This is a genomic window from Phenylobacterium sp. (assembly GCF_020253645.1).
In the GTDB taxonomy this organism is placed as follows: domain Bacteria; phylum Pseudomonadota; class Alphaproteobacteria; order Caulobacterales; family Caulobacteraceae; genus Phenylobacterium.
In genome coordinates, this window is record NZ_JADCBG010000107.1 from 1 (window position 1) to 2,553 (window position 2,553).

The 2,553-nt window shown below is 68.5% G+C and carries 3 protein-coding genes; 2 read left to right on the forward strand and 1 reads right to left on the reverse strand.

Annotated elements, in window-relative coordinates; genetic code table 11:
• The first annotated feature begins 173 nt into the window (after positions 1–173).
• Positions 174–497: a hypothetical protein gene (locus tag INE98_RS07620; protein WP_293537889.1), complete on the forward strand. Its 324-nt coding sequence runs from the start codon at positions 174–176 to the stop codon at positions 495–497.
• Positions 498–528: 31 nt separating this feature from the next.
• On the opposite strand, the gene INE98_RS07625 is transcribed toward INE98_RS07620, so the two are convergent.
• Positions 529–1,311 carry a hypothetical protein gene (locus INE98_RS07625; protein WP_293537890.1) on the reverse strand — a complete coding sequence of 261 codons (783 nt, stop codon included), beginning with the start codon at positions 1,309–1,311 and terminating at the stop codon, positions 529–531.
• A 170-nt stretch (positions 1,312–1,481) separates the two neighbouring features.
• On the opposite strand from INE98_RS07625, the gene INE98_RS07630 reads away from it, so the two are divergent.
• Entirely contained in the window at positions 1,482–2,438 is a 957-nt protein-coding gene (locus tag INE98_RS07630) for an IS5 family transposase (RefSeq protein WP_367120174.1), read from the forward strand.
• Positions 2,439–2,553: the final 115 nt, after the last annotated feature.

Genomic DNA, 2,553 nt, shown 5'->3' on the forward strand with positions numbered 1-2,553 from the left:
CTCGTCGATACGCGCCCGGTTCATCAATCGGCCCTCCACAGAGCCATTCGACAAACCGGACACTTCACGAGCTACAAAGCCCGGGCAGATCACGAGCTAGCCACAGCCTGCCTTGCAGGCGTTTGCGGTTCCGGCCCCTTGCGAGCAGACTGGCGCACCGGAAGGAGTCCCCCATGCCCCACCTTCACCACACGCCCCACGGGGTGATCGCCATGACCTGCCTCGCCCTTTTCGCCCTCACCGCCCAGGCGGCGGAAACGACAGGCTCCAGGCCGCCCCAGAACGGGCCCGCCAAGGCCGCAGCCGTCCGGCCCGTGCCGAACACGGGTGAACCCAAGCTCATCTGCGAGCAGGTGCAGCAGATGGGCTCCCACTTCCGAAGAAAGGTCTGCGCTACCGCCGAAGCCTGGGAGGCGCGTCGTCGCAAGGACGCCGACCAGATGCAGCGGATGGGCGACCAGGGCGCCGGCTGCGGCGGCGTCGCCAACGCCTGCTGAGCCGCCGATTCAGCGGGTCGCGCGCTGATCCTCAGGCCGGCGGGGGACCGGGAGGCGCCGGAAAGGCGAGCGGGGCGACCGCCGCCCCGGGTGACCCTGCGGTCACAGCCCTGTAAAGCGCCTCTCCGGCGGGACTATAGGTGACGGCTTCGGTGACCAGGACCATCAGGGCCAGGGCCGCAAGCCCGCTCCACCAGGCCGGATGCACCCGGCCGGTCCGCCGGCGGTCTACGAGAATCGCCAGCACCGGGAAGATCAGGCTGACCGCGATCGTCGCCTCCCAAGCCCAGGGCATTAAGGCGGGAGACGGGATCAGGCGACCAATCCCCGGCCCCAGCAGGGCGACCATGGCGCAAAAGTGCAACCGGGCGTGCCAGTCGGTGTTCCGGCGGCGCGCGACGGCCCAGAGAGTGAGCCCGGCGAAGGCCAGAAGACTGGCAGGGTCCAGGACCAGGAAGTGGAGCGGTCGGAAGAAGAAGGGCGCCTCACCCCGGCGGACCATGTCCACGACCACCTGCAGGCCCAGGAAGAGCATGAGCGGCACCCAGGCCATGGCGAGCCAGCCAAGCCGGCGATGCCAGTCCCCTGCGCCCCGCGCCGCCAGCGCCGTCTGCCCCAGGTAGATCGCCAGCCATCCCATGAAGACGACCGCATGGGCGTGGACGAACAGCGGCGCATCGAAGCTGGACCGGCCCGCCAAGAGCTGGACGGCGAAGCCGGCGACCGTGACTCCGGTCATGGCGATCGCGCCGATGATGAAGAGGCGACGCTCGGCTGGAAGCGGCTCGGGGTCGCCAGTGATCCTGTTCGGCATCTGATCCTCCACAATCTGTTCCCCGGCGCACCGCACAGGCAGTGTCGGGCAGAGACACCTCCGCCACCGGGAATTCAGCAGGAAAGCAGACGCTAGCACGCCGCCCCTTCCGGGACTATTGCGAAATCCCCGGATCGTGATTCCCTGTCGATGACGGCGGAGGGATTGCGATGTCAGTGAAGTCGACGGGTCAGCTTGGGTTTGGGGAGTTGGCGGCGGCTCGGCGGGGCGGGGTTCGGGCCCTGGACCGGGTTTCGGCGCTTGTGGACTGGTCTGGCCTTGAGCGTCAGTTGGCCAGTCTTCGCGAGGAGGGGCCTGGCCGTCCGGGCTATCGTCCGTTGCTGCTGTTCAAGGCGCTTCTGCTGCAGGCCTGGTACGGGCTTTCGGATGCGGAACTGGAGTTCCGGCTGGGGGACAGCCTGGCGTTCGGCCGCTTCGTGGGCCTGAGCCTTGAGGACGAGGTCCCCGATCACACGACCCTTTGCCGGTTCCGCAACCGGCTGGTGAGCGCACAGCTTCTGGAGCGTCTGTTCGGCGAGCTGGACCGTCAGCTTGAGGCGTCGGGCCTGATCCTGAAGCAGGGCGCCCTGCTGGACGCCACCCTGATCGAGGCGGCGACCTCGCGGCCCAGAAAGGGCAAGGAGGCCGAGGCGCGCGATCCGGACGCGGCCTTCGTCAAGCGCCAGGGCAAGGTGGGCTCGACCTATGGCTACAAGGCCCATGTGGGCGTCGATCAGGGCTCGGGCCTGGTGCGGGCGGTGATCACCACGCCGGCCAACGTCAACGACACCACCCCGGCGGACGCGTTGATCCGGGGTGACGAGGCGGCGGTCTATGGCGACAAGGCCTATGATACCCACGCCCGCCGCGCCCGGCTCAAGAGCCTGGGGGTCAAGCCCCGGCTGATGCGCCGGCCCAGCCAGTATCACGCCCTCACCAGGCGCCAGCAGCACTACAACACCCTGATCGCCAGGCGCAGGGCCGCCGTGGAGACCACCTTCGCCACCTGGAAGCGCCGCATGGGCCTGACCCGGGCCCGCTACATCGGACTGGCCAAGGTCGCCGGACAGATCCTCCTGACCGCCATGGCCTTCAACCTGCGCCGCGCCGCCGCAATGACGGCCTGACACGCCCGGAGTCCGTCCAGACACCTCAAAATCACCCCCAAAACCCACCCACAGGCCGCCAAAACACGCCTTCAGCGCATCTCCGGGATCATTGGGGTCATAACGCAGGGGTCCC